This window comes from Pseudomonas sp. JS3066, from assembly GCF_036328175.1.
Lineage (GTDB): Bacteria > Pseudomonadota > Gammaproteobacteria > Pseudomonadales > Pseudomonadaceae > Metapseudomonas.
In genome coordinates, this window is record NZ_CP143312.1 from 337,611 (window position 1) to 363,217 (window position 25,607).

Below are 25,607 nucleotides of genomic sequence, written 5' to 3' on the forward strand. Positions count from 1 at the left end.
CCGCCCTATAGGATCTCGACCTGAGCTCAAATGAGTGGAAGGTTCTTGGTCACGCAATGAATGCCGCCACCGCCGGCGGCGATCGGGTCGATGTTGATCTGCTCCACGACGCGGCCCGGATAGAGCTTGGTTAGCAGGTCCTTGCAGTACTTGTCCGCCGCCGCGTCACCGAACTGCGGGGCGATTACTGCGCCGTTGACGGGCAGGAAGTTGATGTAGCCCGGCGCGAAATCCGGGTTGTTGCTGGTGTACTGGTTGCTGCGCACCTTCAGGGGCGGCGGCAGGGTATGGATCACCAGCTTGCGGCCATCGGCATCCGTGGCAGCGTTGAGGATTTCCAGGTGCTTGCGGGTCACCGCGTAGTCGTAGGACTTGGGGTCGTTGTCCAGGTTGGCAATCACCACGCCGGGTTTGACGAAGCGCGCATAGAAGTCGACGTGGGCGTCGGTGATGTCCTTGTCCTTGATGCCTGGCAGCCAGATGATCTTGCGCAGGCCGAGGTTGGCCTTCAGCTCGGCTTCGATCTGCCCCCGGCTCATCCCCGGGTTGCGGTTGCTGTTGACCCAGCAGCTTTCGGTCATGATTGCGGTGCCATGGCCGTCCACCTCGATGCCGCCGCCTTCGCCGACCAGTGCGCTGCGGATGTAGCTGGCTTCCATCTCATAGCTGAGGGTGTCGGCCACGCGGGTGTCGTTGGCCGCAGTCTGCTTGGCGCCCCAGCCGTTGAAGTTGAAGTCCACCAGGCCCAGGCCGCCGGCTCCATCGACCACGAAGCAGCCGCCGTAATCGCGCACCCAGACATCATCCAGCGGCATGGTCAGGAATTCGATGTTGGTGGTGCCGCATTTGCTCTTGGCCTGCGACAGCTGATTGGCGCGGCACAGCACTGTCACCGGCTGGTACCTGGCGATGGTCTTGGCCAACAGGGCGATGGTGTTGTTGACTGCGGTCTCCCAGCCCTCCCAGACGCGGGAAGAAGCGGCGAACGCCACGATCACCCGCTCCTGCGGGCCTTGTTCGTCGGGCATGTACCAGCTGCCGGCCAGTGCCGCGGGCACACGGGCCGCGCTGAATCCTAGGCCTAGGGAAGCAACTGCGCCGATTCCGCTGGCAGTCATCAGCTGCTTGATGAAGTCACGACGTGTAGACATGGATTTTCCTCTGTTGGATGGGGTGGGCCCGTTGTCGCCGCGGTGCGTGTTGGATCAGTCGTGAATGGCGGTCTTGAACGTGGTCCAGGCGCGCATTCGTGCCCGCATGTCGCGCTGCGGGATGTCCTTGCCGGGGATCAGTCGAGCGTAGGTGGCTTCATCGACATAAATGTCCGGGTTGTTGCGCATGTCGGCAGCCACCATCGGCCTGGTCTTGGCACTGGAGGTCGGGTACCCGGTGGCATTGCTGATCGCTGCCATGTTCTCGGGACGCATGATGAAGTTGATCAGCGCATAGGCGTATTCCGGGTGGCGGGCGTCGGCGGGGATAGCCATGGTGTCCATCCAGACCGTGGTGCCTTCCTGCGGGATGCGGTACTGGAAGTGGGTCGGCTTGCGGGCTTCGTCCGCCGTGCGCTGGGCTTGGGTCATGTCGCCGCTGTAGCCGAGCGACAGGCAGATATCGCCGTTGACCAGCTGGGTGACCGGCTGCGACTGGAACTTGCGGATGTAGGGTTTGATGCCCTTGAGCAGCGCGACCGCGTCGGCCAGTTCGTTCGGTCTTGCGCTGCGGGGGTCGTGGCCGAGGTAGTTGAGCACCACGGCCAGCACCTCGTCGGGCGAGTCGATCATCGAAATGCCGCAGTCTGCGAACTTCGCTGCAAGCTCGGGCTTGAAGATCAGGTCCAGGCTGTTGACCGGTGCACCGGCCAGGCGCTTGTCGATCATCTCCTGGTTGTAGGTAATGCCGATGGTGCCCCAGGTGTAGGGAACCGTCGCGTGGCGCGAGTACGGGTAGCGGGTCTGCAGCGTGCGCAGGCCGGGCTCGACGTCATCCAGGTGCTCGAGCTTGCTCTTGTCCAGCTTCTGCAGGGCTCCGGCGCGCATCAGGCGCTCGGCCACGGTGTCACCGGGGAAGATCAGGTCGTAGCCGCTGTTGCCGGACATCATCTTGGCTTCCAGCGTTTCGCTGCTGTCCATCACGTCGTAGATGACCTGGATACCAGTCTCCCGGGTGAAGTCGCTGATGGTGTCCGGGGCGAAATAGTCCGCCCAGTTGTACAGACGCAAGACCTTCTCCTCCGCTTGGGCGGAAAGTTGCGCGCAGCCCAGGCCAAGGCCCAGCGAGACGATCAACAGCTTCTTGATGACGTTCATCTTCAGGCTCCCTGGCGCTGCCAGCGTTCGTGGGTTTGACGACCGTCCAGCCCCAGCAGCGGGCCGTACATTTCCGGGCGGCGATCCCGGTAGATGCCCCAGTTCAGGCGCTCCTCGCGCATGGCGGCGAGGTCCAGCCGCTGCAGCAGCACACCACTGCTGTCGCGGTCGGCCTCTGCCAGCAGCTTGCCCTTGTGATCGGTAATGAAGGACGAACCATAGAAACGCATCCGCAGTTCCGGATCAGTCGTCGCCACTTCTTCGCCAACGCGGTTGGCGGCGATCACCGGGAGGATGTTGGCAGCGGCATGACCGCGCTGGGCCAGTTGCCAGTGGTCGCGGGAGTCCAGTCCGGCAGCTCCCGGCTCCGAGCCGATGGCAGTGGGATAGAGCAGCACTTCGGCACCCATCAGCGCCAGGCAGCGCGCGGTCTCGGGGAACCACTGGTCCCAGCAGATGCCGACGCCGATGCGGCCGAACGCGGTATCCCAGACGCGGAAGCCGGTATCGCCGGGGCTGAAGTACTCCTTCTCCTGGTAGCCGATGGCGTTGGGGATGTGGGTCTTGCGGTACACGCCGAGCAGTTGGCCGTCGGCATCGGCCACCGCCAGGGAATTGAAACAGGCGTTGCCGGCGCGCTCGAACCAGCTCAGCGGCAGCACCACTCCCAGTTCGCGAGCGAGGTCGGCGAAGCGCTCGAGCACGGGGCTGTGGCCATATTCCTGTGCCAGGGCGAGGTGCTTGTGGTCCTGCTCGATGCAGAAGTACGGAGTGGCGAACAGCTCCTGCAGGAGGATCAGCTGCGCCCCCTTGGCAGCAGCTTCCCGCACGAGTTTCTCGGCCTGGTCGAGATTGCTTTCCAGGTCCCAGCTACAGGCGAACTGGGTGGTGGCGACGGTGAGCATGGTCATCGCATTACCCCTTCAGCGGCCAGGCCGGCTGTTGTTGGGTGATGCAGTGCACGCCGCCACCGCCATGGGCCAGTTGGTTGATCTGCACCGGAACCACTTCGTGTCCCGGGAAGGCCAGGCGCAGGGTCGCGGCTGCTTCGTCGTCGGCGGCAATGCCATAGGCGGGCATGATGATCGCGCCATTGGCGATGTAGAAGTTGGTGTAGGAGGCGCAGAACACCTCGGCGTCCTGGTCCACCGCCTCGCTGGCTTCAAAGAGTTCGAGCATTTCGAAGCGACGCCCCTGAGCGTCAGTGGAAAGCTCCAGGGCACGGCGGTTTTCGCGTGCCACCCGGGCGTAGTCCGAGGACTGATCGCGGGTGGCATCTACCAGTAGCGCACCCGGACGAGCGAAGGCGCACACACCATCGACATGGCCATCGGTCATGTCACCAGTGATGTACTCGGGGTCGCCCGGCAGCCAGATGGTTTTCTTCACGCCCAGCAGGCGAGCGAAGATTTCTTCCATCTCCACCTTGCTCATGCCTGGGTTGCGGTTGCCATTGAGCAGCACGGATTCGGTGGTGATCAGCGTGCCCTGGCCGTCGACGTGGATGGCACCGCCTTCGTTGGTCAGAATGGTATCGAAGCATTCCAGGCCCAGGTGGCCGAGGATGCGTCGGGCGAGGCTTTCGTCCAGATCGAAGGCGGACTTGCCGCCCCAGGCGTTGAAGCGCCAGTTGACGCCGGCCGTGCCCAGTCGCGGATGGCAGACGAAGCTGGGGCCGGAATCACGGCACCAGCTGTCGTTGATCGCCAGCTCGATCAGTTCGACGTTCGGCCCGCAGAGCTCCTTCGCCCGCGCCACGGCGGAAGGGTCCACCACCATCCGCACAGGTTCGAAGCGGGCAATTGCGTTAGCCACACGGGCGAAGTCGACCTGGACTTCGGCGAGGGTTACGCCCCAGCCGTTCTCCCACAGTGCCTGGTTATGGGGAAAGGCCATCCAGGTGGCGGCGTGCGGTACCCATTCGGCGGGCATGACCCAGCCGTTCTGCAAATCGGTGAATTGCATACAAGAGCCTTCAGTTAAGATTTTGTTATCACTGATTAACCGCGAATGCGGTGATGGCTTGCATGCTAGGCCTGTAAAAACGCGCGAACAAACGATAGATTTTGCTGATTACTGATTAGCAAGGCTTATTGATGATGCTCAAACACTGGCCCCCCCTGAATGCCCTGCGTGGCTTTGAGGCGGCCGCCCGCCTGGGCAGCTTCCATAAGGCAGCCGAAGAACTGCACCTCACCCAGTCCGCCATCAGCCAACAGATTCGCAGCCTGGAAAGTTTTCTCGAACAGCCGCTGTTCTTCCGCAGCGGCCGCAGCGTCGCACTGACCGACGCCGGCTTCGACCTGCTGAGCACTACCCAGTCGCTGCTGCAGCAGTTGGCCGTGGGTATTCGCCGCCTGGACCAGTACCGCAAGCCCAATCAACTGGTGGTCAACACCACACCGGCGTTCGCCCGCCACTGGCTGGTACCGAGGCTGGCGGACTTCCACCAGCGCCATCCGCAAGTCGACCTCTGGCTGCTGACCACCGATGAAACACCGGACATGGCGACCCAGACCATCGACATTGCCGTACGTGACGACCTGAGCGCACAGGCCGAGTGCAGTTTTCGCGTGCTGCTGGAGGATCGCCTGTATCCCGCCTGCCACCCTGGACTTCTGGATCTGGCAGTGGCTGAACGCACCACCCTGCACGGCGAGCGCGAGATGGACTGGAGCCACTGGGAAGTGCAGGGCGGCGCTGAAGTCGGCCAGCAAAGCCAGGGACTTAACTTCTCCGATCCTGGCCTGCTTCTGGACGCAGCCAGCCAAGGATTGGGAATTGCTCTGGTCAGCCAGCTGCTGGCCGGACGCGCGCGAGATCAGGACCTGCTGGTGCCGTTGGTGGAGCAGACGGTACGTGGACCGAACTGGAGCTGGCTGGTGCATCGCGATAGCGAAGGCGACCCGCTCACCCGCAGTTTCTGCGATTGGCTGGTTGGGGCACTCGAAGCGGATACGAATCGAGGCTTTGAGTAGGAGCGAGCTTGCTCGTGAAGATTTGCACAGGAGGTTCGCGAGCAAGCGCGCTCCAACGCGTGCAGCGTCATGCCGAGTCGATCCTCAATGCCCCGATGGAAGGAAGAACCTCGCCGTCAGCGGCAGGTGATCGGAGATGCGCAGGGTGTCTTGCTGGCGCACCCGCGCTTCGATGCGGGTCAGGTTGGCACTGTGGAACACGTAATCCAGCGTGCGGTCCGGTCCTTTCACCCGTGGATCGTTGGGGTAGTGCGTGAACCACTGGGCCTGCTGCGCGCTGCTGGTTTCTTCGATGCTGGGGATCATCGGGTAGCGGCTCCACAGCGCTTTCAGCTCGCTGTCGTGGGCGTAACGGCTACGTTGGGCTGCGGACAGCTGCTCGTACTGCCCGGGTGGTAGCTGGTTGAAGTCGCCCGCCAATACCCAGGGCATTCCTTCGCTCTGCAGTTGATCGAGCAGACCGCGGGTCATGGCTACCTGGCGCTTGAGGGTTTCCTGGTCCGCGGCCAATGCATCCAGGTGGGTGTTGATCGCGGCCAGGCGTCCACCACCACGAATTGGTAGATAGCTCACCAGCAGCGCTCGTTTCTTGTCGAACTGGCGACTGACCGGGTCGTTTTCTTCCAGCGGCAGTTGCAGGCGTTCGGCGCTCTCGATGCGGAAGCGGCTGAGGGTGGCCAGCTTCATGCCGACGCTGCCGAGGATATGCGGGTGAGGCACGAATGCCGCTTTCCAGTAGAAGGCCTGGCTGGCACACGGGTAGAGGTCGGTCAGGCGCTCCTGGAGCAGGGTCAGTTGGTCCTGGTAGTCGGTGGCGCGAGCGCCTTCGTGCAGCTCCTGGAGATTGACGATATCCGGCTGCTCTTCGCGTATCACCCGGACGACCTCGTCAAGGCTGTATGCGAGGTCTTCCGGAGTGGGGCGCTCGTCCGGGCCATTGCCATCGGGCAGGTCGTAGTAGAAGACATAGCGCTTGCCGGCCAGGTACTGCAGGTTCCAGGTCATCACCTTGAGCGCCTGCCCGGGTTGCAGTTGTGGTGCTTCGGCCTGGCAGGCCAGGATGGCCGGTTCGCGGGCTGCGGGATGCCAGGTCAGCGCATAGATCAGGGCGACCAAGCCGATGGCGAAGATCGACAGGCTGAGCAGGGCGAAACGCAGGACTCGGGGCATCGTCGGGGGCTGGCATCTATGCTGGAAGAGGGCGAGCATAACCGAGCCGCCGCTGCGGCCCAAGCCGAGGCGCGCCCCGGAGAAATGCCATGAGCAGCGAAGTGAGGATCGCCCAGAAGGGCCCCTATGAGGTCGAGGTGGTGGCAGGCAAGGACTACTTCTGGTGTCGCTGCGGCCGCAGCCAGCAACAGCCATTCTGTGACGGGTCTCACAAAGGCACAGGCCTGGCGCCACTCAAATTCCATGCAGATGTCAGCGAAACCCTGTATTTCTGTGGCTGCAAACATAGCCAATCGCCACCTTGCTGTGATGGCACCCATAACGAACTTCAAGACTGATCCGGGAGCCGGCATGCAGCTGGGCGCAGTCCTCTGGTCATTCCTGGCCTTGATTTACAAAGCGGGGCGTTTTCGCTTCTGGCTCGCAAGCTTGCTGTTGCTGCCTGGCCTGGTCGCTGCCGACGACCATCCCCCGCTGCGTGTGATGACCGACGTCTGGCCGCCCTTTCGCATCGCCAGCGAAGGGGGTCAGCTGCGTGGCCTGGATATGGACCTGTTGGCCGAACTCGAGCGCCGCACCGGGCTGCGCTTCGAGGTGCAGCGTGCGCCCTGGTCGCGAGGGCTGGCCGCGCTGGAAAAGGGCTCGGCGGACCTGATGACCGGGCTCGCCCGTACGGCCGAGCGCGTGCGCTATATCGACTACCTGGAGCGCCCCTACTTCACCTGCGCGCCGCGCTTCTACAGCCGCCCCGAGCTGGCCCAGCGGGTCTCCGGCTATCCGCAGTTGGGGCAGTACGACATCGGTTTCGTGCGGGGCTCGGCCTATTTCGAACCCTTCGACTCCGACCAGGCACTGCGCAAGGTCGGGGTCGGTAATGAAGGGCAATTACTGGACATGCTGCGCCACAAGCGGTTGCCGCTGGTGATTGGCACCGACTGCCAGGTGGACTACGAATTACTGCGGGATCCGGCACTGGCCGGACGTATCGTCAAACTCGCCTATCGGCCTCCGGCCCGGACCGAACTCTTTCTCGGTTTCTCGCGCCAGCGTCCGCTGCAGGCCCAGCGCGCGGCCATTGCCCAGGCACTTGGGCAGATGATCGACGAGGGTTGGGTGCTGGACGCCGCGCGACGCTATCGCCCCGGCGCTCAGTGAGCGTGGGGCTCGACGTAAATCTCGTAGCCCGGATCCAGCTCCATGTCCCAGAACGCCGCTTCGATCTTGTGGCCGTCCAGGTCGCGGACGAAGCAGCCGTAGTAGGGCTCGCCATACTCCGGGCGCGGTCCGGGCTGGCCGTCGCCCGTGGCGCCGGCATCCAGTGCCGCTTCGAAGAAGGCCAGCACCGCTTCCTTACTGGGAGCGAAGAAGCCGATGTGGGTGCCGTTGCCGACACTGGCCGGTCGGCCGTCGATGGGTGACTGCACCCAGAACTCCGGGTACTCGCGACCGTACGCCACGGCGCCGGGGTGTTCCATGATGCGCTTGCAGCCCAGGGTGGGCAGCACCTTGTCGTAGAAGGCGACAGCGCGGTCGAAGTCGTTGGTGCCCACCGAGATGTGGGACAGGATGCTGGGATTCTCAGCCATGAAGGGATCCTCCTTGAGTGGCCTGAAAAGCCTAGCAGTCCGTTGAAAAACTACTCTGCGCGATGCGTGTGGGGTGTTTTCAGAAGATTTCCCTATAGGGAATCACTGCTCGACCGCTCGTTCCGTCACGAGGGTGAACATCCGGTACAGGGCAACGCTGACGAAAAGCTGGAAGAAGCTATTGAAGGTTTCCAGGATCACCGTGCCGACCGGGTCGGGATTTTCTCCGAGCTCACGATAGGCGAACCAGTCCACCAGCCAGATCGGCCCCATCACCAGCAGCACGCAGGCGAGGATGGTCCAGAAATGCCCACCGGTCAGGGTGAAGCTCTCCTTGATGGCATCCAGCGGGGACTTGCCCTCGAGCACCAACAGGTACTCGGCAAAGGCCAGTTTGATCATCACGTAGAGTCCGGGAATGATCAGCATCCAGGCGCCGACCATGATCAGCAGGGTGCTGATGGCAGCCAGTACCGCGAAGGACGGCCAGCGGAAAATGGCCATCTCCAGAACCTGCCGGGGTTTCAGGCGGATGCGGTGGCTGCGGCTGTCGACGAAGATGATCAGCGCACCGACGTACAGCGGATAGAACAGCATGCTGACGATGATCGAGGCACCCTGGGACTTATCCGGGCCGAGCCACGCGATCAGACCCTGCTGCGCAATCGCCTCGGTGAGGATGGCAGGCAGGCAGAGCAAGGCGATTTCGCCGACGTTTCGGGAGAAGAAATACCAGGAGGCGCGCAGCAGCTCGAACGGATTCATCAGCGGGCATTCACATCTTGCGGCAGTTGGTCTTGGGCACTTTAGCCCAAGCCAGGGCAGCCTCCAAAGGCCGTCTCACTCAGAACGATAGCGCAGCACCCGGTTCGGTAATTGCGGCAACAGACGGGCGAGGTCGGCGGTGGGCACTTCCAGGGTGTACTCCGGTGGGCCGGGCGAATAGATCAGGTAGTCGTGCCGGAAGATCGCCTCGTCGAACACCAGCGCGATTTCCCCGGCGTGGCCCAGGGGGCAAGCGCACTGGGGCACGCAGCCAGTCATCGCCACCAACTCGTCGTCGCTGGCGACGCTCGGCCGAGCGCCCAGCAGCGTCTTGAGCTGGGCCCAATCGGCGCGCGCACCTTCCAGGGTCACCAGCATTGCGTAGCCGCCATTCTTCAGGCGCAGGAACAGGCTCTTGCTTTCCACCCCGAGGAGGCCGAAGCGTTCGCGCACCGCATGCGCGGTCGGATAGTCGAGTACGGGTTCGTGAACGACTTCTCGGTAACGGATGGCATGTTCGTCGAGCAGGGCCAGATTGCGGGCGTGGAGCGACATCGGAAATCCGGGAGGCGAGAAACGGGAGCGCCATGATAATCGCTCAGGGTGGGCTGAGGTCATCCAATCCTGCTTCATGCAGGACCTGTCGCTCGATCTCCTGCAGGCGACCCCTCTGCGCCATGTGCCGCAGCACTTCCTCCAGCCGTGGCGCCAGATCGCGATGGCGTGGGTTCAGGTAGTGGTGCATGGAGAAACGCTCCAGCACCGGATGCAACGGCTGGATACCGCGCATGCCGCTCTGGCGCAGGATGCACATGCCTGAGTAGTAGTCCTCCACATGCACGTCCACCCGACCACCGGCCAGCTTGCGCATGCCGTTCTCCACCCCGTTGGAGGGTGACATCCGCACCCCCTTGAGTCGCAGTTCCAGGGCCGCCTTGCCGCGCTCGAAACCCACGAGGTAGGGCTTGAGACTGGACCAGCCGCGCAGCTGTAACGGGCGATTGGCGAAGGCGACCGCATAGGACTCGAACAGGGGCGTGCGGATCAGCAGCAGGTCACTACGCTGTTCGGCTACCAGTCTGGTACGGCACAACTCGCCGTCGTTCAGTCCACGCTCGGCATACTGCAGGGCGCGTGCGGCCGGGGCGGCGCGGGTCTCGATGCTGATGCCGAGTTCGCCGTAGGCTTCCACGAGGATGCGCTTGCAGATCTGGAACAGCGGCAGGCCTTGATCGGGAAACGCACTGAATACCAGGCGCGCCTCGGCATGGCTGGGGGTGGACAGGAGCAGCAGGGCAAGCAGGCAGCATCCATGAACTCGCATTGCACAATAGCCCTGGAACACGGCCTGCGGCTGGAGTGACTGCCAGACAGCGCCGCCTGCCATGGCGAGCGCCTTGCTCCCTGCAACAGACCCATGCGGTGGGTCGCGGCGTCTTCCCCGTTCTCGATGCTTGCGGGGTTAGTTGAAACTATAGACGTCCGTCCTCAGGGTGTTGGCGAGTTCGCGAGTAGTTCGTCCGTGTACAGCACCCGGGCGTACTCGCCTTGCAGATTGGCCATGGCCATGTCGTGGACTTCGTCGGCGCTGCGCGGGCGGCCGGCAAAGTCGGTCTTGGCGAAGGTGTAGCAGGCGTCCGCTACCACGGTAGTGGCAAAGCCCAGGTTGCCGGCGCTGCGAGCCGTAGCTTCCACCGAGTTCTCGCTGGCTACACCGACAATCACCAGCCCATCGATGCCGCGCACTCGCAGCCAGTGCTCCAGGCCGCTGTTGATGAAGGCATCGGGAACATTCTTCTCCAGCACCTGCTCGCGCTCCCGAGGCATGAATTCCGGCTGGAACAGGGCGCCGGATTGCCCGGGAGCAAACACCGAAGCCGCCTCTCTCGATATATGGCGGATATGTACCAGCGGCCACCCGGCGTCACGCCAGCGTGCCAGCAGGGCGGCGATGCGGACTTCGGCATCGGGGTTGTTGCGCGGCTTGTCCAGGCTGCGGATACCTTGCTGCTGATCGATGATCAGCAGGGCACCGGGAGTGTTCTGCAAGGTCGTATCCACTTTCCGTTCCCTGAGGCTGGCATACTGGCCGCAATCTACCCCCATCGAGTCGCCGCCAGCCAGCGGCGAGGAGCTGCATTGAAGAAAATCGCCGTATTCGCCGACGTGCAGAACCTCTATTACACGGTGCGCCATGCCTATGGTTGCCACTTCCACTATGGCGCCTTCTGGCAGAGTGTCAGTGCCGAAGGCGATATCGTCGAAGCCAACGCTTACGCCATCGACCGCGGGGACCCGAAGCAGCAGCAGTTCCAGCAGATCCTTCGCAATCTGGGCTTCAACGTGAAGCTCAAACCGTTCATCCAGCGCAGCGACGGATCGGCCAAGGGGGACTGGGACGTCGGCATCACCATCGATGTGCTCGACGCCGCGCCTCGGGTTGACCTGATAGTGCTGGCCTCGGGGGACGGCGACTTCGACCTGCTACTGGAGCGGGTGGCCCAGGCCCATGGTGTGGAAACCCTGGTGTATGGGGTGCCCGGCCTGACCGCGCAATCGCTGATTCGTGCAGCCAGCCGCTACCAGCCCATCGAAGACCCCCTGCTGAAGCGCAACTGAACCGCCTCCAACCTGGAACATCTTGTGGACCCCATAGCTGTCATCGACTTCGAAACCACCGGCATCACGCCGGGCAACGACTGCCGCGCCACCGAGATTGGCGTCGTCATCCTTGAGGGCGGTCGCATCGTCGATCGCTACCAGAGCCTGATGAACGCAGGCGTACCGATTCCTCCGTTCATCCAGGGCCTCACCGGCATCACCAACGCCATGGTGCGCGAAGCGCCACCGGCGGAGCAGGTGATGGGCGAGGCAGCCGACTTCATCGGCGACCTGCCACTGCTGGCGCACAACGCGTCTTTCGATCAGAAGTTCTGGGACTTCGAACTGGCGCGCATTGGTCGCTCCCGTCGCCAGGCGTTCGCCTGTTCCTTGCTGCTCGCTCGCCGCCTGTTGCCCGAGGCGCCCAACCACAAGCTCGGCACCTTGAACGCCTGGGCGAATCTGCCTGACACCGGCAAGGCCCACCGGGCATTGGCCGACGCCGAAATGGCCGCGAACCTCACCTTGCACCTGGCCGGGCGTCTACGGGAAAGACACGGGATAAGCGCGGTATCGCACCAGCTGTTCTGCAGCCTGCAGAAGGTGCCCGCGGCAAAGATTCCCGAGGCGCTCAAGCGGCATCGGGAGGGGTAAGCATCCCGTAGGTTGGTGCAGAGCGAAGCCCAACGGCTGGGTCGACCCGGAATCGTTGGGCCTCGCGGAGCTCGGACCAACCTACAAGCACGACTCAGCCTTTTACCGTGCGCAGGGTTTCCACCTTGCCGCGCTCCTGAAGCACGCCTGGAATCCGCTGTTCGAAGGGCGTCGAGAGGATCAGCGAAGTCTTGGTCGCGCCGAACTTGCCGATCTGGTCGATCAGATCCTGCAATTCCGGCATCGATGCCACGGCAGCCTTGATCAGCAGACAGGCATCGCCGGTGACGCGGTGGCAGAGGTTCAGCTGCGGGATATTCTCCAGAGCTTCCTGGGTTCGCTTGTAGTCACGGTCGGTGATGCGCAATTCGATCACGCACTCGATGGGCAGGCCCAACTTCGCCAGGTCCACGCTGGCGTGGTAACCGGTAATCAGCCCACCGGCTTCCAGCTTGGCCACTCGGTCGGCCACTGCGGGTGGTGAAAGGTTGACCCGGCGTGCGAGGTCGGCGAACGACGCACGGCCATTCTCGATAAGCGCTGCAATCAGCAAGCGGTCGTACTTGTCCACAGGGACCTCCGAAATCTGCTTCTGTCGAATCAACGGTAGAAGCTGATGAAAACAGTTCTTTCCAAGGAGTATGGCGCCATGAATAAGGTTTTCGTCCTTATTTCGCCATCCTTACCTTACTTAGAATAGACACCTCATCCCCGCCTGTGTCGAGTTCCGATCATGCCTGCGCGCCGCTTTCCGCTCCTGCTCATAGGAGCCTTCATCGCTCTCTACCTGATCTGGGGTTCCACTTACCTGGCGATTCGGATCGGCGTGGAATCCTGGCCGCCCATGCTGATGGCCGGTGTCCGCTTCGTGGTCGCAGGCGCGCTGATGTACGGCTTCCTGCGCTGGCGCGGCGTGCCCAACCCGACCTGGCAGGAGTGGAAGTCCGCTGCCGCCATCGGTTTCCTGCTGCTCAGTTGCGGCAACGGTGGAGTCACCCTGGCCGAAGACCTTGGCGTGGCATCCGGTGTCGCGGCCCTGGCAGTGGCCACGGTGCCGTTGTTCGCCCTGCTGTTCGGGTTGATCTGGGGACAACGCACCACCCGCCTGGAATGGGCTGGCATCCTCCTCGGGTTGATCGGTATCGGCCTGCTCAATCTCGGCTCCAACCTTCAGGCAAGTCCTCTGGGCGCAGTCTTGATCATCTTCGCGGCGGCGGCCTGGTCCTTCGGCTCCATGTGGAGCAAGAACCTCAAGTTGCCTGCCGGCCCCATGGCCAGCGCGGCGGAAATGCTCGCCGGTGGCGTCGCGTTGCTGGCCGGCAGCCTGCTGAGCGGTGAGCGCATGGCCGCCGCGCCGACGCTCGCCGGTTGGGGGGCATTGGCCTACCTGATCGTGTTCGGCTCCATCATCGCCTTCAGTTCCTACCTCTACCTGCTGAAGAACGTGCGCCCGGCCGCGGCCACCAGCTACGCCTACGTCAACCCGGTGGTGGCGGTGCTGCTGGGAATCGGCTTTGCGGGCGAGACCATCGGTGCGGAAGAGGGCCTGGCCATGCTGGTGATCATCGGCGCCGTGGTGCTGATCGGCCTGCCGCAATGGCGTGAGCGCAAGGACATGAAGGCGCAGAAGGCAGAAGGGCTGGAACAGCAGACCAGTTGATCCCGGAAATCGTGGGCAGCCTGATAGAATTGCGCCTTTTCCGCACACTATGGCTGCCCCAATGACCTTCGCTTCCCTCGGCCTGATCGAACCCCTGCTGCGCGCCACCGAGGCGCTTGGCTACCAGACCCCGTCGCCGGTGCAGGCCGAGGCGATTCCCGCCGTCCTCAAAGGTCGTGACCTGATGGCCGCGGCCCAGACCGGCACTGGCAAGACTGCCGGCTTCGCCCTGCCGCTGTTGCAGAAGTTGACCCTGGAAGGCCCGGAAGTGGCCAGCAACTCGGTTCGCGCCCTGGTGCTGGTGCCCACCCGTGAGCTGGCCGAGCAGGTCAACGAAAGCTTCCACGTCTACGGCCAGCACCTGCCGCTGCGCAACTACGCGGTCTACGGTGGCGTGAGCATCAATCCGCAGATGATGAAGCTGCGCAAGGGTATCGACGTCCTGGTCGCCACCCCTGGCCGGTTGCTTGACCTTTATCGGCAGAACGCCGTGAAGTTCAACCAGCTCCAGGTGCTGGTGCTGGACGAGGCCGACCGCATGCTTGACCTGGGTTTCGCCCGTGAACTGGACGAGCTCTTCACTGCGCTGCCGAAACGCCGGCAAACCCTGCTGTTCTCCGCCACTTTCTCCGATGCCATTCGCCAGATGGCCCGCGAACTGCTGCGTGACCCGCTGTCCATCGAGGTCAGTCCGCGCAATGCGGCTGCGAAAAGCGTGCGCCAGTGGCTGATCCCGGTGGACAAGAAGCGCAAGAGCGAGCTGTTCCTGCACCTGCTGGCAGATCGCGGCTGGGGCCAGGTGCTGGTCTTCGTCAAGACCCGCAAGGGTGTCGACCAACTGGTGGACGAACTCCAGGCCAGTGGCGTCAGTGCCGATTCCATCCACGGCGACAAGCCACAGCCGTCGCGCCTGCGCGCGCTGCAGCGCTTCAAGGCCGGTGAAGTACAAATCCTGGTCGCCACCGATGTGGCTGCTCGTGGCCTGGATATCGACGACTTGCCGCTGGTGGTCAATTTCGACCTGCCCATCGTTGCTGAGGATTACGTACACCGTATCGGCCGTACCGGCCGCGCCGGTGCCACTGGTGAGGCGGTTTCGCTGGTCTGCGCCGATGAGGTGCAACTGCTGGCGGCTATCGAGGTGCTGATCCGCCAGACCATCCAGCGTCGTGACGAACCAGACTTCTACCCTGATCACCGGGTGCCCATGACTGACGCTACTGGCCAGGTGATCAAGAAGCCGAAGAAACCCAAGAAGCCGAAGGAATCCCAGGCCGTCGCCGGCAAGCCGGGCAAGGGTGCAGCACTGGGCCGCTGGGTCGACAGCGAGAAGCCCAAGGTGAAATCCGTGCGCAAGGCGCCGGGATTCGGTAAGGCGAAGAAGGGCTGAATCCGGCTCCAGGCGTCACCGTACTGTGGTGATGGGTGACGCCTGATGGGGCAACGGGAACCGGAACGGGGCAGGGCAGGTGACCGACACCCCCGTGCCAGAGGGGCTGGCGAGCTTTCAGGATATTGGCGCACTTCCTGCATTTCTGTGCGAAATGCTGAACGCCTATAGTGATTGAAGCGCAGCCCAACCTCAGGCATTTCCCACATGCGCCACAAGGAACTCAAACACTGGACCACCGGTGTTGCCCATCTGCTTGCCCAGCCCGCCGGGCGGGCCCGTCTGCTTGGCCTCAGCCAGTGGCTGCAGCAGGTCTGCCATGTCGACCATTTCGTGCTCTTCGTCTATGAAGGCAACCACAGGCCGCTGGCCCTGTTCGATACCTTTCCGCCGGACAAGCGCCATGTGTACGTCGAGGATTACCAGGTCGGTCCCTACCTGCTCGACCCCTTCTATCTCGCCTGCACCCGAAACCAGGCCCCCGGCCTCTGGCGCTTGCGCCAGTTCGCCCCGGACCACTTCTACCTCGGTGAGTACTACGTCACCTATTACCAGCAGACCGGCCTGACCGAAGAGATCGCCTTCTTCATCGACCTGGCCGATGGTGCCAAGGCGGTATTCTCGCTGATGCGCAGCACCTGCAGCCCGGCCTACAGCCGCGATGAAATGCAGTTGCTGGATTGCGCCCAGCCAGTGGTGGAACAGGTGGTGAACGAAGCCTGGGAGCAGGCCCGTGCCCACGCGCCGCGCCCGGTCCAGGACCTGGACTACAAGATCCGCGAAGCCTTCGATCAGTTCGGCGCCCATGTGCTGACGGCGCGGGAGCAGGAAGTGGTGCAGATGCTTTTGCGTGGCCACTCCAGTGCATCGGTAGCCGAGCACCTGGCAATCAGCCCCGGCACGGTGAAAATCCACCGCAAGAACATCTACGCCAAGCTCGGTATAGGCAGCCAGTCGGAGTTGCTGGGCTTGTTTGTGCGGGAGTTGGGTGGCCAGCGTGATGAGCCCGAGCCGTTACAGAAGGCGGTCTAGCCTTATCGCCATTGGTGATTAACAAGCGACTGATCAATAACCAGCCAGTCTGGTCTGGCCCAGCAGACATCGGCATCCGACGCGGATGCCCACGAGTTATCCACAACGATTTGCACAGAAATTGTGAGCAGCGGGGGACGATGAAGCTGCCCCTGTGGGGGCGAATTCATTCGCCAAGGGCAACGCTGTTGCCCCGTTGGAATCCATAGGGCAAGCCTTCGGCCTGCTTGGCGCTTGAAATCGCCCCGACAAAGAGAGGCTGATCAAAAAAAGATCGCAAGGCTCAAGGCCTAGCCCCCTGTGGCCTGCAGCCCACCATCCATAACTTATCCACAATGGATTCCACAGTTTCTGTGGAATGAGCGTCTATCCCCCGAGGGATATATACAGCCCGGAATCGCCATTGCTAGCGTGTGGCCATATGCCAAGAACACCTGCAAAAAGGGGCCGGTCGTGAGCGATGCAAGCGAGTTCTGCGATATCGAGTTCCGCAATGTGGTCAAGCGCTATGGCGCGGTCACGGCGGTCAACGGCCTGAACTTCAAGGTGCGGCGTGGTGCTTTCCATTCTTTCCTCGGCAGCTCTGGCTGCGGCAAGACCACCACCCTGCGGATGATCGCCGGCTTCGAACAACCCAGCGAGGGCGAGGTACTGCTGGCCGGGCATTCGGTTGCGGGAGTACCGGCGCACCAGCGGCCGGTGAACATGGTGTTCCAGAGTTATGCGCTGTTCCCGCACCTGTCGGTGGCGGAGAACATCGCCTATGGCCTGCGCTACCACCAGCCACGCCCAGGCCGTGCCGAGCAACGCCGCCTGGCGGACGAAGCCTTGGAAATGGTGCGGCTGTCCGGCTTTGGCCAGCGCAAGCCGCACGAGCTTTCCGGCGGCCAGCAGCAGCGGGTGGCCTTGGCCCGTGCGCTGGTGAACAAGCCCACCGTGCTGTTGCTGGACGAACCTCTGGCCGCGCTCGATCGCAAGCTGCGCAAGGAAATGCAGTCCGAACTGCTGCGCCTGCAGCGCGAAGTGGGCATTACCTTCGTGCTGGTCACCCACGACCAGGAAGAGGCGTTGTCCATGAGCGACAGCATCAGCGTCATGCAGGACGGCCAGATCCTCCAGAGCGCCAGCCCCGAGCAACTCTATGAAACCCCGGCGAGTCGCTACGTAGCGGACTTCATCGGCGAATCCAACCTGTTCGATGGCACGGTGCGGCGCATCGACAATGGCCGCGTGCTTCTGGAAACCACCCACGGCCTGCAACTGGCCAGCCCGCAGACGCCCACTGGCCCCGCCCTCAAGGCGGCCGAGCCCGGCTGCATCGCGGTGCGCCCGGAGTTGATCGCCATTGGCGCCAGCGAGGTCGCGCTACCCCGCGAGATCAGCCTGCCGGGCCAGGTGGTGGACCGCATCTACCTCGGCAACCTCACTGAATACCGCGTGCGCACCGAGCCTTTCGGCATCGTCTGCGTGCGCGTGCAGCGCCATGGCCAGCACGAGCGCTCGGCCTTCGAGCACGGATCGCCAGTGCGGATCGGCTGGGACCAGGCCAGTGGCCTGGCCATGACGTTGTGATAACGCAGTACGGTACGGACAAGAACAACCAACCCTTACAGGCAGGTAGCAGCAATGGATCGGAAAGACTTCATCAAGCAACTGCGTAGTTGGCAGAACGGTTCCATCAGCCGTCGCGAGTTCCTCGGCCGTACGGGGCTTGGCGTAGCCATGGCGGTGATGGCCGCCAATATGCCGGGTCTGCTCACCAGCAACCGCGCCTTCGCCGCCGAAAAGGGCGCCCTTGGCGACCGCGTGGTCCTGGCCACCTGGCCGAACTATCACAACGCCAACAACTTCGCCGCCTTCGCCGAACAGACCGGCGCCCAGGTACAGATGAACGTGTTCGGCTCTAACGAAGAGATGCTCGCCAAGCTCCAGGCGGGCGGCAGCGGCTGGGACGTCTTCGTGCCCACCAACTACACCATCAGCACCTACGCTGAATTGGGCCTGATCGAGCCGCTGGACCTGTCGCGCCTGCCCAATTTCGATCCGGCTTCGTATGAAAAGCGCTTCATGGAACAGGGCGTCATCAACGGCAAGACCTACGCGGTACCGAAGAACTGGGGCACCACCGGCTTCGTCTATGACGGCGACAAGATCAAGGCCAGGCCCACGACCTGGAAGGAGTTCTGGGAGCTGACAAAAGGGGACGCCACTGGCCGGGTGATGGTCCACGACTACCAGCTCACGGTGATCGGCAATGCGTTGAAGTCCTTCGGCTACAGCTTCAATTCGCTGGATCCGAAGGAGCTGGCCGAAGCCGAGAAGTTGCTGCTGGAGGTCAAGCCGCACCTCTTCGCGATCAACTCCGACTACCAGCCGTCCATGCGCAATGGCGATGCCTGGATGTCCATGTGCTGGACCGGCGACGCCTCGCAACTGCATCGCGACATGCCGCAGATGACCTACGTACTGGGTCGCGAGGGTGGCGAGCTGTGGAGCGATTTCTTCGCCATTCCGAAGAGTGCCGAGCGGCCGGATGCGGCCTACGCGTTGATCAACTTCCTGCTCGACCCGCGGGTGAACAAGCTGGAAGTCGAGGCCCACGGTTATCCCACCGGTGACAAGCGTGTAGATGCGCTGCTGCCCAAGGACATGCTCGACGACCCGATCATGTATCCGGCAGCCGATCTGCTCAGCGCGCTGGAGTTCGGCGCCGCAGCCACCCTGACCAGCCCGGCGCGGGCGGAACTGATGGCGCGCTTCAAGGCAGCCTGACTGGTAGGAGCGAGCTTGCCCGCGAACCTCGCTGCGAGCATTCGCGAGCAAGCTCGCTCCTACGAAAACCGCAGTAATGAATCGCAAGGAATCTTCCATGAACGTCGCTCTCAGCGCCCCCGCGCTGGCCGATGCGGGCCAGGCCGCGCCGGTGGAAAGCCGCAGCCTCGGCCGGCGTGTCACGCTGCTCCTGCTGTTGCCGTCCACGCTGTGGTTCCTGCTGCTGCTTCTGATGCCACTGGTGATCATCCTGGTCTTCAGCCTCGGTGAACGCAGCCCCGTGGGGGGCTACAGCGCGGCCCTGACCCTGGAGAACTACCTGAACCTTGGCTCGCGGGCGAAGGCTTTCTACAACACGCTGGTGCTGGCGCCCCTGGGTACCCTGGTGTGCCTGGTGGCGGCCTACCCGCTGGCCTATTTCCTGGCGGTGAAGGTGCAGCGCAGCCGGTCGTTGTTGCTGACCCTGGTGATCGTACCGTTCTGGACCAGCTTCCTGATCCGTACCTACGCCTGGATCTTCATTCTCGGCGGCAAGGGCATCCCGGCGCTGCTGGCGATGGTCGGGCTGGAGGATGTGCGGCTGATCAACACCCCGACCGCGGTGCTGATCGGCATCGTCTACGGCTACCTGCCGCTGATGGTGTTCCCCATCTACGTCAGCCTGGAGAAGCTGGACAAGCGCCTGCTGGAGGCGTCGTCGGACCTCGGCGCGGGGGCCTTCGAGACGTTCCGCCGGATAACCCTGCCGCTCTCGGCGCCCGGTGTCATTACCGGCAGCATGCTGGTGTTCATCCTGCTCATGGGCGAGTTCCTGATCCCGGCGATCCTCGGCGGCGGCAAGGTGTTCTTCGTCGGCAACGCCCTGGTGGATCTCTTCCTGCAATCACGCAACTGGCCGTTCGGCAGTGCGGTGGCCATGACCCTGGTGGCGATGATGCTGGTGATCATCGCCCTCTACCTGAAACTGGTGGCGCGCTACGGCAAGCGCGGCACTGAGGGGATGCTCTGATGTGGCTGCGCAGCTATTCCACCTCGCTCTACCTGTTCCTCTACGCGCCCATCGCGCTGATCGTGTTGTTCTCCTTCAATGCCGGGCGCAGTGGGCTGTCCTTCGAGTGCTGCTCGGTACAGTGGTTCGGCCGCGCGTTCAGTAACCCCTTCATCATGGAAGCCCTCGGCACCAGCGCGCTGATCGCCTTCTGCTCGGCGCTGATCGCCACGCTGTTCGGCACCCTTGCGGTATTCGGCCTGGAGCGGGCGGGCAAACGCGTGCGGCTGTTCTTCGACGCCATGACCTACTGCGCGATCATCATTCCCGGCATCGTCATCGGCATCGCCACCCTGATTGCGTTCATCAGCCTGTTCGAAGTGGTCAACCCGCTGCTCGACCTGCTGCTGGGCGCCGGGCTGCCGCGCTTGCGCATGGGGTTTTTCACGGTGATCGCCGCGCACTCACTATTCACCATGGCGCTGGTGATCGTGATCGTCCGCACCCGCGTGGAGTCTCTGGACAGGGCTTTGCTGGAAGCCTCCGCCGACCTCTATGCACCGCCCCTGGAAACCTTCCGCCGGGTGACCTTGCCGCAGATCGCCCCGGCCATCCTGGCCGGCTTCCTGCTCGCGTTCACCTTCAGCTTTGACGACTTCATCGTCGCCTTCTTCGTCGCCGGGTCGGAAACCACCTTGCCGATCTACATCTTCTCGTCGATCCGCCGGGGCATCACACCGGAGATCAATGCCATTTCGACGGTGATCATCTGCGTCTCCCTGGCGCTGCTGTTCACCTCCCGCTACCTGCAGAACCGCCACAGCGGCGCCTGAGCGCCCATGGAGCAGAGCCATGCGTGACCAGTTGTACATCAACGGGCAATGGGTCCGTCCCGACCTGGGCGGATATTTCGAAGTGCTGGACCCCAGCAGCGGCGACCTGATCCAGCGGGTGCCGGCGGCCACCGAGGAAGATGTCGACCACGCCGTGCACGCCGCCCGCCAGGCCTTCAACCGTGGCTGGGGCCAAAGCAGCGGGGCCGAGCGCGCCGATTGGCTTGATGCCCTGGCCAGCGAGCTGGAAGGTCGCCAGGACGCCTTGGCAGTACTGGAGGTGCGCGACAACGGCAAGCCCCTGCCGGAAGCGCAATGGGACATCGCCGACGCCATCGGCTGCTTCCGCTACTACGCCGAACTGGCGCGGGAGCTGGACGCCCGCCAGGACGAGCCGTTGGCGCTGCCGGATGATCGCTTCAGTTGCCGTATCCGCCATGAGCCGGTGGGGGTTGCGGGGCAGATCATCCCCTGGAATTACCCGCTGCTGATGGCCTCCTGGAAGGTCGCCCCGGCTCTCGCAGCGGGCGCCACCTGCGTACTCAAACCGTCCGAGCTGACGCCGCTGACCGCGCTGGAACTGGCTGGCGCCGCCGAGCGCATAGGCCTGCCTTCCGGTGTGCTCAACGTGGTGACGGGACTGGGCGGAGAGGCTGGTGGCCCGCTCAGCCAGCACCCCGGCGTGGACAAGCTGGCCTTTACCGGCAGCGTACCGACGGGGGCGAAGATCATGTCGGCGGCGGCAGCCGACATCAAGAACATCAGCCTCGAACTGGGCGGAAAGTCGGCGTTCATCGTCTTCGATGACGCCGATGTGGAAGCCGCCGTGGAATGGATCATGTTCGGCATCTTCTGGAACCAGGGGCAGGTGTGCAGTGCCACCTCGCGGCTGCTGGTGCAGGAGGGCGTCGCCAACCGTCTGATCGAACGCCTGGTGGAAGAGACGCGGCGCATCACCATCGGCCCCGGCCTGGAACGTGGCGTGCTGCTTGGGCCTCTGGTCAGCGCCGGGCAGTACCAGAAGGTCATGGGCATGATCGAACAGGGCCGGCAGGAGGCCAGTCTGCTCACCGGGGGCAAGCGCCCGGCGCATCTGTCCCATGGCTACTTCGTCGAGCCGGCGGTGTTCGACGAGCCGGCGGACAACAGCCGCATCTGGCGCGAGGAAATCTTCGGTCCGGTGCTTTGCGTGAAGCGCTTCAAGACCGAGGCCGACGCCCTGCGCATGGCCAATGACAGCCGCTTCGGCCTGGCCGCCGCCGTGATGAGCGCCGACCTCGACCGCGCCGCGCGGGTGGCCAATGGCCTGCGCGCCGGCATTGTCTGGGTCAACTGCTCGCAGCCGACCTTCACCCAGGCACCCTGGGGCGGCATGAAACAGAGTGGCATCGGCCGCGAGCTGGGCCGCTGGGGCCTGGACAACTACCTGGAGGTAAAACAGGTCACCGAGTACAGAAGTACCGAGCCGTGGGGGTGGTACATCAAATAGGGCGACGGGAGATCATTGTGGGAGCGAATTTATTCGCGAAAGGGACGCAGCGGTCCCTACAAGTCTGATTGGCAGGCCTGTGGCCTGCTTCGCGATTGAAATCGCTCCCACAGGCGCGTCGTCACTTTTCCGCCAATTGCCGCTTCAACCGCGCCACCTCGGTCATGTCGGTGATCACCAGGCAAACGCGCTCCACCTTTCCGCCAGCAGCGGCCAGCGGCAGGATGGTGAGGTTCTGGTACATGAAATCTTCTTCGCCGGTGATCGGCCGGTAGTTCTCGAAGCGGATCAGGTAGGGTCGCTGCTCCCACAGGCTGAAGGCGCGCGTACCGAGTTGCAGCACGCTGTCCACCTTGCGGCGCAGCCAGTTGCGCTCGATCTCCGGGAACAGCTCGAAGATGTTCTTGCCGTGTACCCGGTCGGGACCGAGGCCGGAGTGGTTCTCCATGAAGCTGTTCCACACCTCGATGCGGTACTGGCGGTCCAGGACCACCACGCCGACATCCAGGCACTGGACGATGTCCAGCAGCCAGTGGAGTTCCTTGAAATCGATTTGTGCCGGCATGGATCAGTCCATCAGGTAGTGGATCTTCTGGGTCAGGCGCGCGATGGAGGTTTCGGTGAAGAGCAGCAGCAGATCGAAGTGCAGGTTGTGATCTTCGATGGCGTAGCTGATCTCCACTGCCAGCGTCTTGCGCCAGCGCCGGTTGTTGAGCTGGAACAGGCGTTCTATGGAGCTGTGCCGGCCGAGCAGTTGCGGATGGCCCTGGGAGAAACGCACGTCGATCTGCTCGGCGATGCCGGCCAGGCAAGCGCCGATCAGGATGCTCGCGAGGTCGAGTTGCATCTCTGCCTCATCGTTTTCGCCCTGTGGCTGCCAGCCGAGCAGGCGCGCCACCTCGGCGCTCTCGGCGTCATGGAACAACAGCAGCGCCTCGCCGGCGATGGATTCGCCGATGAAGCCCTGGCACACCGCCGACAGCCGCTCGCCGCGCTGGGCATCGGCCAGGGCCATGTGCAGTTCGCTGACTTCGAACAGGTTGACGTTGGGCACCGGCAGTTGCACGAACACCCCGAGCACGCGCGCCAGCAAGGCGGCCGCGCGGCCCATGGCGACGTTGCTGACCTCGCGCAGGGCGTCGCGGAAGTTCACCCGCAGGTCCGGATCGTGGCGTCCGGGTACGCCGGTGACCGGGCTCGTGGATGGCGCCGGGCGCAGCAGGCCGAGGCGGATCAGGGTTTCCCGCAGTTCGTCCGGATCGGCAGGCTTGCGGATGAAGGCCAGGGCACCGAGTTCGTGGACTCGGCGCTGGGCTTCTTCCTGGATGTCGCCGGAGACCACCACCACCCTGGCTTTCAAACCTTCAGCGCGAATCCGGCTGAGGACCTGATAGCCATCCATCACCGGCATGGTCAGGTCCAATAGGACGATCTGGCCATGACCCTGGCGTATGGCCTCAAGAGCTTCTTCACCGTTACTGGCCTGGGTGATATGCACCGGCCAGTCCAGCGGTAGCGCGCGAATCAACTGCTTGCGCGCCATCATCGAGTCGTCGCAGACGAGGAGGGGAATCACCTTGGGGGCACCGCATGAAGAAAGCTGGGCTCAGGGCAAGAATAGACGCTGGCCGCGTGCCAGCCGACACCTCGCGGCCAGCTTCCGATCAGATGTTCTGTCCGATGCGCCAAAGGACGCCACTGGGATCGATGAGGACAAAATCGCGCATCCGCCAGGGCTGGTCCTGGGGTGGCACCACCCGCAGGCCGTAGCGCTCGATCACACCCGAGGTCTGCACGTGCTGCCACCAGGATTCAACGTCCTTCACTTGCAAATGCATCATCAGGTTCTCCGCAAACTCCTTGCTATAGAAGTTCTGCAGGAGGAAGGCACTGTGGCCGTATCGGAAGTAGCTGACCTCGTCCGAAGTGCTGCACATTTCGAAGCCGAGTTCACGGTAGAAATCCTTGCTCTGTGCGTAATCCTTCGCTGGAACGAAGGCTTTGATCTCGATGGTGTCCAGTGTGCTCATTGGGCGTTCCATGACAGTGGCTGGAAAACGAGCCATCACGGTGGCAGGCGGCCCTCTGGCGGGGCCTGGCGAGCGATGCTACTCCAGCGCGACAGGGCGTGAAAGCCAGTGCAATACGCCTTGTGCAGCGACCCGCCCGCTGGCGAAGCAGGCGGTGAGCAGATAGCCGCCGGTAGGTGCTTCCCAATCGAGCATCTCCCCGGCGCAGAAGACCCCCGGCAACTGTTTGAGCATCAACCCCTTGTCCATTGCCTCGAAGGGAATGCCGCCGGCGGTGCTGATGGCTTCGTCCAGCGGACGCGGACGCACCAGCGTCAGCGGCAGGGCTTTGATGACCGTCGCCAGCTGCGCGGTATCGAGGAAGTCGTCCTTGGTCGCCAGCTCGCGCAGCAAGCCGGCGCGGGCGCCATCGATGCCCAACTGGCTGTGCAGGTGCTTGGCCATGGAACGCGACCCGCGCGGACGGGCGAGGGCCTTGGCGACTTTGTCCACAGGCTGGCCGGGCAGCAGATCCAGATGAATGGTGGCGCTGCCACTCGCGTTTATCCGCTCACGGATGGCGGCAGAGTAGGCATAGATCAGGCTGCCTTCGACGCCGTAGCTGGTGAGTACGAATTCGCCTTGGCGCGGAGGCTCGTCGTCCAGGCGAATGGCCACCGGCTTTACCGGCGCCCCGGCGAACTTCTCCTCGAGCAGCGGGCTCCAGCCTTCCACTTCGAAGCCGCAATTGGAGGGCTGCAACGGCGCAACGGACACGCCCCGCTGTTCCAGCAGTGGAACCCACGCGCCGTCCGAGCCCAGCCGCGCCCAGCTGCCGCCACCCAGAGCGAGCAGGCAGCCATCGGCATTGAGGGTTTTCTCGCCATCGGGCGTGGCAATGCGCAGGGCGCCGTCGGCGTTCCAACCCAGCCAACGGCTGCGTGTGTGGATGACCACACCCTGCTCGCGCAGGCGCTTGAGCCAGGCGCGCAACAGTGGAGCGGCCTTCATGTCAGTGGGGAAGACCCGCCCGGAACTGCCGACGAAGGTCTCGATGCCCAGGTCATGAATCCATGCGCGCAGCTCGTCGGCGCCAAATTCTTCCAGCAGCGCCGCCAACTCTTCTCGACGCGCACCGTAACGGCCGATGAAAGGCGCCCTGGGTTCGGAATGGGTGATGTTCATCCCGCCCACGCCGGCCAGCAGGAACTTGCGCCCCACCGACGGCATGGCATCGAACAGCTCCACCCGCGCACCACCCTGGGCGAGCACTTCGGCGGCCATCAGGCCAGCGGGGCCACCGCCGATGACGGCGACGAAGGGGGAGGAGTCGTTCATGGGAATAGAAGAGAAGGAGTTGGGAAGGGGCGC

28 protein-coding genes are annotated in these 25,607 nt (G+C 63.5%); 13 read left to right on the forward strand and 15 right to left on the reverse strand.

Translation table 11 applies throughout. From position 1 onward, the window contains the following. Positions 1-26: 26 nt before the first annotated feature. From SA496_RS01705 to SA496_RS01720, 4 genes are read right to left on the reverse strand one after another with little or no spacing between them, the layout of a single operon-like run. Entirely contained in the window at positions 27-1,151 is a 1,125-nt protein-coding gene (locus SA496_RS01705; protein ID WP_330114953.1) for an agmatine deiminase family protein, read from the reverse strand. 54 nt (positions 1,152-1,205) lie between these two features. Then, on the reverse strand, positions 1,206-2,309 hold the full coding sequence (locus tag SA496_RS01710) for an extracellular solute-binding protein (RefSeq protein WP_330114954.1): 1,104 nt from the start codon (positions 2,307-2,309) through the stop codon (positions 1,206-1,208). A gap of 2 nt (positions 2,310-2,311) precedes the next feature. Continuing rightward, on the reverse strand, positions 2,312-3,220 hold the full coding sequence (gene aguB / locus SA496_RS01715) for an N-carbamoylputrescine amidase (RefSeq protein WP_153921463.1): 909 nt from the start codon (positions 3,218-3,220) through the stop codon (positions 2,312-2,314). A gap of 4 nt (positions 3,221-3,224) precedes the next feature. Continuing rightward, the gene (locus SA496_RS01720) at positions 3,225-4,274 is read right to left on the reverse strand and encodes an agmatine deiminase family protein (RefSeq protein ID WP_330114955.1); all 1,050 of its coding nucleotides are present in this window, start codon (positions 4,272-4,274) and stop codon (positions 3,225-3,227) included. A 134-nt stretch (positions 4,275-4,408) separates the two neighbouring features. Between SA496_RS01720 and SA496_RS01725 the strand changes: the two genes are divergently transcribed. After that, positions 4,409-5,287 carry a LysR substrate-binding domain-containing protein gene (locus SA496_RS01725; RefSeq protein ID WP_330115611.1) on the forward strand — a complete coding sequence of 293 codons (879 nt, stop codon included), beginning with the start codon at positions 4,409-4,411 and terminating at the stop codon, positions 5,285-5,287. An 84-nt stretch (positions 5,288-5,371) separates the two neighbouring features. Here the strand turns inward: SA496_RS01725 and SA496_RS01730 are convergent, their stop codons facing one another. Next, complete coding sequence (locus tag SA496_RS01730) at positions 5,372-6,457, reverse strand: endonuclease/exonuclease/phosphatase family protein (RefSeq protein ID WP_120653086.1); 1,086 nt, start codon at positions 6,455-6,457, stop codon at positions 5,372-5,374. Between the two features lie 89 nt (positions 6,458-6,546). On the opposite strand from SA496_RS01730, the gene SA496_RS01735 reads away from it, so the two are divergent. Beyond that, the gene (locus tag SA496_RS01735) at positions 6,547-6,795 is read left to right on the forward strand and encodes a CDGSH iron-sulfur domain-containing protein (protein WP_120653085.1); all 249 of its coding nucleotides are present in this window, start codon (positions 6,547-6,549) and stop codon (positions 6,793-6,795) included. A gap of 13 nt (positions 6,796-6,808) precedes the next feature. Beyond that, positions 6,809-7,612, forward strand: coding sequence for a substrate-binding periplasmic protein (locus SA496_RS01740; RefSeq protein ID WP_120653084.1), 804 nt, complete (start codon positions 6,809-6,811; stop codon positions 7,610-7,612). On the opposite strand, the gene SA496_RS01745 is transcribed toward SA496_RS01740, so the two are convergent. The 5 genes from SA496_RS01745 to SA496_RS01765 form a co-directional block, all read right to left on the reverse strand. Next, positions 7,606-8,043 carry a VOC family protein gene (locus SA496_RS01745; protein WP_153921459.1) on the reverse strand — a complete coding sequence of 146 codons (438 nt, stop codon included), beginning with the start codon at positions 8,041-8,043 and terminating at the stop codon, positions 7,606-7,608. The genes SA496_RS01740 and SA496_RS01745 overlap by 7 nt on opposite strands. Positions 8,044-8,145: 102 nt before the next feature. Then, entirely contained in the window at positions 8,146-8,808 is a 663-nt protein-coding gene (locus SA496_RS01750; protein WP_120653082.1) for a YciC family protein, read from the reverse strand. Between the two features lie 75 nt (positions 8,809-8,883). Continuing rightward, positions 8,884-9,363 (reverse strand): YbaK/EbsC family protein, encoded by a 480-nt coding sequence (locus SA496_RS01755; RefSeq protein ID WP_153921457.1) that lies wholly within the window; start codon positions 9,361-9,363, stop codon positions 8,884-8,886. Between the two features lie 43 nt (positions 9,364-9,406). After that, positions 9,407-10,195 (reverse strand): substrate-binding periplasmic protein, encoded by a 789-nt coding sequence (locus tag SA496_RS01760; RefSeq protein ID WP_256660867.1) that lies wholly within the window; start codon positions 10,193-10,195, stop codon positions 9,407-9,409. A 101-nt stretch (positions 10,196-10,296) separates the two neighbouring features. Then, positions 10,297-10,857, reverse strand: coding sequence for a cysteine hydrolase family protein (locus SA496_RS01765; RefSeq protein ID WP_256673252.1), 561 nt, complete (start codon positions 10,855-10,857; stop codon positions 10,297-10,299). Positions 10,858-10,947: 90 nt separating this feature from the next. Between SA496_RS01765 and SA496_RS01770 the strand changes: the two genes are divergently transcribed. Further along, complete coding sequence (locus tag SA496_RS01770; protein ID WP_153921453.1) at positions 10,948-11,427, forward strand: NYN domain-containing protein; 480 nt, start codon at positions 10,948-10,950, stop codon at positions 11,425-11,427. A 24-nt stretch (positions 11,428-11,451) separates the two neighbouring features. Continuing rightward, complete coding sequence (locus SA496_RS01775; protein ID WP_330114956.1) at positions 11,452-12,063, forward strand: 3'-5' exonuclease; 612 nt, start codon at positions 11,452-11,454, stop codon at positions 12,061-12,063. A 94-nt stretch (positions 12,064-12,157) separates the two neighbouring features. Here SA496_RS01775 and SA496_RS01780 read toward each other — a convergent pair whose 3' ends face one another. Then, positions 12,158-12,634 (reverse strand): Lrp/AsnC family transcriptional regulator, encoded by a 477-nt coding sequence (locus tag SA496_RS01780; protein ID WP_120653077.1) that lies wholly within the window; start codon positions 12,632-12,634, stop codon positions 12,158-12,160. Positions 12,635-12,796: 162 nt separating this feature from the next. Between SA496_RS01780 and yedA the strand changes: the two genes are divergently transcribed. The 8 genes from yedA to SA496_RS01820 all read left to right on the forward strand — a co-directional run bounded on the left by yedA (position 12,797) and on the right by SA496_RS01820 (position 22,227). Further along, positions 12,797-13,723, forward strand: coding sequence for a drug/metabolite exporter YedA (gene yedA / locus SA496_RS01785; RefSeq protein ID WP_330114957.1), 927 nt, complete (start codon positions 12,797-12,799; stop codon positions 13,721-13,723). Between the two features lie 61 nt (positions 13,724-13,784). After that, positions 13,785-15,113: a DEAD/DEAH box helicase gene (locus tag SA496_RS01790; RefSeq protein WP_120653075.1), complete on the forward strand. Its 1,329-nt coding sequence runs from the start codon at positions 13,785-13,787 to the stop codon at positions 15,111-15,113. Positions 15,114-15,320: 207 nt separating this feature from the next. Continuing rightward, a complete protein-coding gene (locus tag SA496_RS01795; RefSeq protein WP_120653074.1) occupies positions 15,321-16,145 on the forward strand; it encodes a response regulator transcription factor in 825 nt (274 codons plus the stop codon). A gap of 453 nt (positions 16,146-16,598) precedes the next feature. Beyond that, positions 16,599-17,717, forward strand: coding sequence for an ABC transporter ATP-binding protein (locus SA496_RS01800; protein ID WP_120655280.1), 1,119 nt, complete (start codon positions 16,599-16,601; stop codon positions 17,715-17,717). A gap of 54 nt (positions 17,718-17,771) precedes the next feature. Then, positions 17,772-18,917 carry an ABC transporter substrate-binding protein gene (locus tag SA496_RS01805; RefSeq protein ID WP_153921444.1) on the forward strand — a complete coding sequence of 382 codons (1,146 nt, stop codon included), beginning with the start codon at positions 17,772-17,774 and terminating at the stop codon, positions 18,915-18,917. Between the two features lie 97 nt (positions 18,918-19,014). Continuing rightward, on the forward strand, positions 19,015-19,926 hold the full coding sequence (locus SA496_RS01810) for an ABC transporter permease (protein ID WP_120653072.1): 912 nt from the start codon (positions 19,015-19,017) through the stop codon (positions 19,924-19,926). Then, positions 19,926-20,738, forward strand: coding sequence for an ABC transporter permease (locus tag SA496_RS01815; RefSeq protein WP_120653071.1), 813 nt, complete (start codon positions 19,926-19,928; stop codon positions 20,736-20,738). The genes SA496_RS01810 and SA496_RS01815 overlap by 1 nt, the downstream gene beginning before the upstream one ends. Positions 20,739-20,757: 19 nt before the next feature. Next, positions 20,758-22,227 carry an aldehyde dehydrogenase family protein gene (locus tag SA496_RS01820; protein WP_120653070.1) on the forward strand — a complete coding sequence of 490 codons (1,470 nt, stop codon included), beginning with the start codon at positions 20,758-20,760 and terminating at the stop codon, positions 22,225-22,227. A gap of 121 nt (positions 22,228-22,348) precedes the next feature. On the opposite strand, the gene SA496_RS01825 is transcribed toward SA496_RS01820, so the two are convergent. The 4 genes from SA496_RS01825 to SA496_RS01840 form a co-directional block, all read right to left on the reverse strand. After that, complete coding sequence (locus SA496_RS01825; RefSeq protein WP_120653069.1) at positions 22,349-22,792, reverse strand: PAS domain-containing protein; 444 nt, start codon at positions 22,790-22,792, stop codon at positions 22,349-22,351. Positions 22,793-22,795: 3 nt separating this feature from the next. Next, positions 22,796-23,770, reverse strand: a complete 975-nt coding sequence (locus SA496_RS01830) for a response regulator (RefSeq protein WP_371924424.1) — start codon at positions 23,768-23,770, stop codon at positions 22,796-22,798. A 121-nt stretch (positions 23,771-23,891) separates the two neighbouring features. Then, positions 23,892-24,257: a VOC family protein gene (locus tag SA496_RS01835; RefSeq protein WP_120653067.1), complete on the reverse strand. Its 366-nt coding sequence runs from the start codon at positions 24,255-24,257 to the stop codon at positions 23,892-23,894. Between the two features lie 78 nt (positions 24,258-24,335). After that, positions 24,336-25,574 carry a TIGR03862 family flavoprotein gene (locus tag SA496_RS01840; protein ID WP_330114958.1) on the reverse strand — a complete coding sequence of 413 codons (1,239 nt, stop codon included), beginning with the start codon at positions 25,572-25,574 and terminating at the stop codon, positions 24,336-24,338. Positions 25,575-25,607 lie beyond the last annotated feature (33 nt).

Excerpts from the sequence above, each read along its gene's own strand:
- SA496_RS01790 (WP_120653075.1), top strand. The coding sequence starts at position 13,785 with ATGACCTTCGCTTCCCTCGGCCTGATCGAACCCCTGCTGCGCGCCACC.
- SA496_RS01810 (WP_120653072.1), top strand. The coding sequence starts at position 19,015 with ATGAACGTCGCTCTCAGCGCCCCCGCGCTGGCCGATGCGGGCCAGGCC.
- SA496_RS01705 (WP_330114953.1), bottom strand. The coding sequence starts at position 1,151 with ATGTCTACACGTCGTGACTTCATCAAGCAGCTGATGACTGCCAGCGGA.
- SA496_RS01825 (WP_120653069.1), bottom strand. The coding sequence starts at position 22,792 with ATGCCGGCACAAATCGATTTCAAGGAACTCCACTGGCTGCTGGACATC.
- SA496_RS01795 (WP_120653074.1), top strand. The coding sequence starts at position 15,321 with ATGCGCCACAAGGAACTCAAACACTGGACCACCGGTGTTGCCCATCTG.
- SA496_RS01820 (WP_120653070.1), top strand. The coding sequence starts at position 20,758 with ATGCGTGACCAGTTGTACATCAACGGGCAATGGGTCCGTCCCGACCTG.
- SA496_RS01745 (WP_153921459.1), bottom strand. The coding sequence starts at position 8,043 with ATGGCTGAGAATCCCAGCATCCTGTCCCACATCTCGGTGGGCACCAAC.
- aguB (WP_153921463.1), bottom strand. The coding sequence starts at position 3,220 with ATGACCATGCTCACCGTCGCCACCACCCAGTTCGCCTGTAGCTGGGAC.
- SA496_RS01750 (WP_120653082.1), bottom strand. The coding sequence starts at position 8,808 with ATGAATCCGTTCGAGCTGCTGCGCGCCTCCTGGTATTTCTTCTCCCGA.
- SA496_RS01710 (WP_330114954.1), bottom strand. The coding sequence starts at position 2,309 with ATGAACGTCATCAAGAAGCTGTTGATCGTCTCGCTGGGCCTTGGCCTG.
- SA496_RS01725 (WP_330115611.1), top strand. The coding sequence starts at position 4,409 with ATGCTCAAACACTGGCCCCCCCTGAATGCCCTGCGTGGCTTTGAGGCG.
- SA496_RS01805 (WP_153921444.1), top strand. The coding sequence starts at position 17,772 with ATGGATCGGAAAGACTTCATCAAGCAACTGCGTAGTTGGCAGAACGGT.
- SA496_RS01835 (WP_120653067.1), bottom strand. The coding sequence starts at position 24,257 with ATGAGCACACTGGACACCATCGAGATCAAAGCCTTCGTTCCAGCGAAG.
- SA496_RS01755 (WP_153921457.1), bottom strand. The coding sequence starts at position 9,363 with ATGTCGCTCCACGCCCGCAATCTGGCCCTGCTCGACGAACATGCCATC.
- SA496_RS01830 (WP_371924424.1), bottom strand. The coding sequence starts at position 23,770 with ATGGCGCGCAAGCAGTTGATTCGCGCGCTACCGCTGGACTGGCCGGTG.
- SA496_RS01735 (WP_120653085.1), top strand. The coding sequence starts at position 6,547 with ATGAGCAGCGAAGTGAGGATCGCCCAGAAGGGCCCCTATGAGGTCGAG.
- SA496_RS01815 (WP_120653071.1), top strand. The coding sequence starts at position 19,926 with ATGTGGCTGCGCAGCTATTCCACCTCGCTCTACCTGTTCCTCTACGCG.
- yedA (WP_330114957.1), top strand. The coding sequence starts at position 12,797 with ATGCCTGCGCGCCGCTTTCCGCTCCTGCTCATAGGAGCCTTCATCGCT.
- SA496_RS01840 (WP_330114958.1), bottom strand. The coding sequence starts at position 25,574 with ATGAACGACTCCTCCCCCTTCGTCGCCGTCATCGGCGGTGGCCCCGCT.
- SA496_RS01720 (WP_330114955.1), bottom strand. The coding sequence starts at position 4,274 with ATGCAATTCACCGATTTGCAGAACGGCTGGGTCATGCCCGCCGAATGG.
- SA496_RS01760 (WP_256660867.1), bottom strand. The coding sequence starts at position 10,195 with ATGGCAGGCGGCGCTGTCTGGCAGTCACTCCAGCCGCAGGCCGTGTTC.
- SA496_RS01730 (WP_120653086.1), bottom strand. The coding sequence starts at position 6,457 with ATGCCCCGAGTCCTGCGTTTCGCCCTGCTCAGCCTGTCGATCTTCGCC.
- SA496_RS01740 (WP_120653084.1), top strand. The coding sequence starts at position 6,809 with ATGCAGCTGGGCGCAGTCCTCTGGTCATTCCTGGCCTTGATTTACAAA.